Below are 2,509 nucleotides of genomic sequence, written 5' to 3'. Positions count from 1 at the left end.
CATGGGGAAGTCCCGCGAGGGCAGACAGTCGCCGTACCAGCTCGACTTCAGCGCTCCTCCACGCCCGAAGACGTCGGCCAGCGGCAGCTCCAGCGTCAGCTCGGGCGAGGGCACCCCGACCAGCACCACCGTCCCGGCGAGGTCACGGGCGTAGAACGCCTGCGTGTAGGTCTCCGGGCGCCCCACCGCGTCGACCACCACGTCGGCGCCGAAGCCGCCGGTCAGCTCGCGCACCGTCTCGATGACGTCGTGCTCCCCTGCGTTCACCGTGTGCGTGGCGCCGAAGCGGCGCGCTGCTTCGAGCTTGCGCTCCTCGATGTCCACGGCGATGACCGTGGTGGCCCCGGCGATCGAGGCTCCCGCGATGGCGGCGTCCCCGACCCCACCGCACCCGATGACCGCCACCGACTGGCCCCGGGTGACCCTGCCGGTGTTCACCGCGGCGCCGAACCCGGCCATGACCCCGCAGCCGAGCAGCCCGGCCGCGACGGCGGAGGCCGCGGGGTCGACCTTGGTGCACTGCCCGGAGTGGACGAGGGTCTTCTCGATGAAGGCGCCGATGCCCAGGGCCGGCGTCAGAGCGGTGCCGGCGTCGTCCCCGGAGGCGAGGGTCATGGACTGGGCGGCGTTGTGGGTGTCGAAGCAGTACCACGTCTGGCCGCGCTGACACGCCCGGCACTGCCCGCACACCGCCCGCCAGTTGAGGATGACGAAGTCGCCGGGCGCGACGTTCGTCACGCCCTCGCCGACCGCCTCCACCGTGCCGGCCGCCTCGTGACCGAGCAGGAACGGGAACTCGTCGTTCACCTCACCGTCCCGGAAGTGCACGTCGGTCTGGCACACGCCGCAGGCCTCGACCGTCACGACGGCCTCACCAGGGCCGGGGTCGGGCACCACGATGTCGACGAGCTCGACCGGGGCGTTCTTGCTGCGGGCGATAACGCCCTTGACGGTGCTGGGCATGCGGTCCTCCTCGACCTCGGTGACAGGCACCACCGTATGCGGTTCCGACCCCCCGGCGCGCGGTCGGGCCCTAGCCAGGCTCGTAGGCGGCGTAGGTCACCCCGCCCGCGAAGGAAGCGGCCCGGAGCAGGCGCAGGTCCGGCACCGCCTGGCCCTCGGGGAAGAAACCCCGGCCGCGGCCCTGCCAGGCCGGGAAGACGAACATGCGGTACTCATCGACCAGACCGGCCGGGATGAGCGCGTGGCACAGCTGGATGCTGCCGGTGACGACGACCTCGCCGCCGGGCTCATCGCGCATCGCGCGGACGGCGTCCAGCGGGTCGCCCCGGACGAGCGAGGAGTGGGTCCACTCCAGCTCGCTCAGGGTCGCTGACACCACGCGCTTGTCCACGCGGTTGAGGTGGTCCGCGAGGCCGGTCGTGTCGTCGTGCTGGTGCGGCCAGTAGCTCCGCAGGTCGCAGAAGGTCTGCCGGCCGAGCAGGAGCACGTCCTCGTGGGCACTGTGCTCACGCAGCTCGGCGGCGAGGTCGTCGCCCTGCGAGCCGGGGTCGAACCAGTCGTCGAGCATCTCCACCCGGCCGTCCAGGGTCATGTTCTGGGTGATCACGATGCGCATGTCGGCTCCTCGAATCTGCTGTCCGCGCGGTCCGAGTCCAGGACCCTCGGCAGGCCGGCGAGCCGGAACAGGTGCGGCTCGAACCATCCGATGACGTCGTCGATGAGTCCCTCGCTGCCCACGTGGAGCGCCTGCAGCTGGAAGGCCTCCCACTGACGCCCTTTGCGCAGGTACATCCCCACGGCCGGGCCGGCGTTGAGGGTGGCGTAGCGGAAGCGGAGGTCGCCGGGCTCGGCCGCCGGACAGTGGGTCCACGAGAGCTCGGCGACCGGGACGGCGCCGCGGTACCACCGGTCGAAGGGTGGCATCTGCCAGGTCACCTCGTCCGCGACGGCGGCGACCACCGCGTCGAAGTCATGTCGCTCGAACGCGGAGACGAAGGCTTCGACCGCGGCGTGTTCGGTCGAGTCCTCGACCCGGGCCGACGGCTCGGCCAGCCCGCCGGCGATGCGGGCGCGGCCCCGTTGCAGGGCGGAGCTCACCGAGGCTGGGGTCGTCTGCAGGGTCTCCGCGACGGCGGCGGCACTGAAACCGAGCACGTCGCGCAGGATCACCACGGCCCGCTGGTTCGGCGCCAGGCCCTGCAGAGCAGCCGTCCAGGCGAGGGTGATGTTCTCCCGGCTGAGCAGCTGCTCCTCGGGGGTGGGAGCCGCGCTCGCCCAGAGCATCGAGTCCGGCAGCGGCTCCAGCCAGGACACATCCTGCCGGGCGTTCAGCGGGGCTGTCGGGTCGCCCGGCGGCGCTCCCATTCCCGCCGGGAGGACTCGTCTGGACGCCGAGGACAGCGCATTGAGGCACGAGTTCGTGGCGATGCGGTACATCCAGGTCCGGACCGAGCACCGGCCGTCGAAGTCGTGGAACCCGCGCCAGGCGCGCAGGTAGGTCTCCTGGACCTGGTCCTCCGCGTCGACCGGCGAGCCCATCATCCGG

The 2,509-nt window shown here is 72.0% G+C and carries 3 protein-coding genes; all 3 read right to left on the bottom strand.

What is annotated here, in order from left to right; genetic code table 11:
* Positions 1-963, bottom strand: a 963-nt coding sequence (locus VJ976_RS11590; protein ID WP_324100381.1) for an S-(hydroxymethyl)mycothiol dehydrogenase, incomplete at its 3' end; no start/stop codon positions are given.
* A gap of 70 nt (positions 964-1,033) precedes the next feature.
* Positions 1,034-1,579 (bottom strand): dihydrofolate reductase family protein, encoded by a 546-nt coding sequence (locus VJ976_RS11585; RefSeq protein ID WP_324100380.1) that lies wholly within the window; start codon positions 1,577-1,579, stop codon positions 1,034-1,036.
* Positions 1,567-2,509 (bottom strand): RNA polymerase subunit sigma-70 (locus VJ976_RS11580; protein ID WP_324100379.1); only part of this gene is annotated, 943 nt, incomplete at its 5' end. The genes VJ976_RS11585 and VJ976_RS11580, both read right to left, overlap by 13 nt.

It is taken from the genome of Ornithinimicrobium sp. (genome assembly GCF_035267225.1).
GTDB lineage: Bacteria > Actinomycetota > Actinomycetes > Actinomycetales > Dermatophilaceae > Ornithinicoccus.
The sequence above is the reverse complement of the archived record's forward strand: the minus strand, read 5'-3'. Positions and strand labels throughout refer to the sequence as shown.

Excerpts from the sequence above, each read along its gene's own strand:
- VJ976_RS11585 (WP_324100380.1), bottom strand. The coding sequence starts at position 1,579 with ATGCGCATCGTGATCACCCAGAACATGACCCTGGACGGCCGGGTGGAG.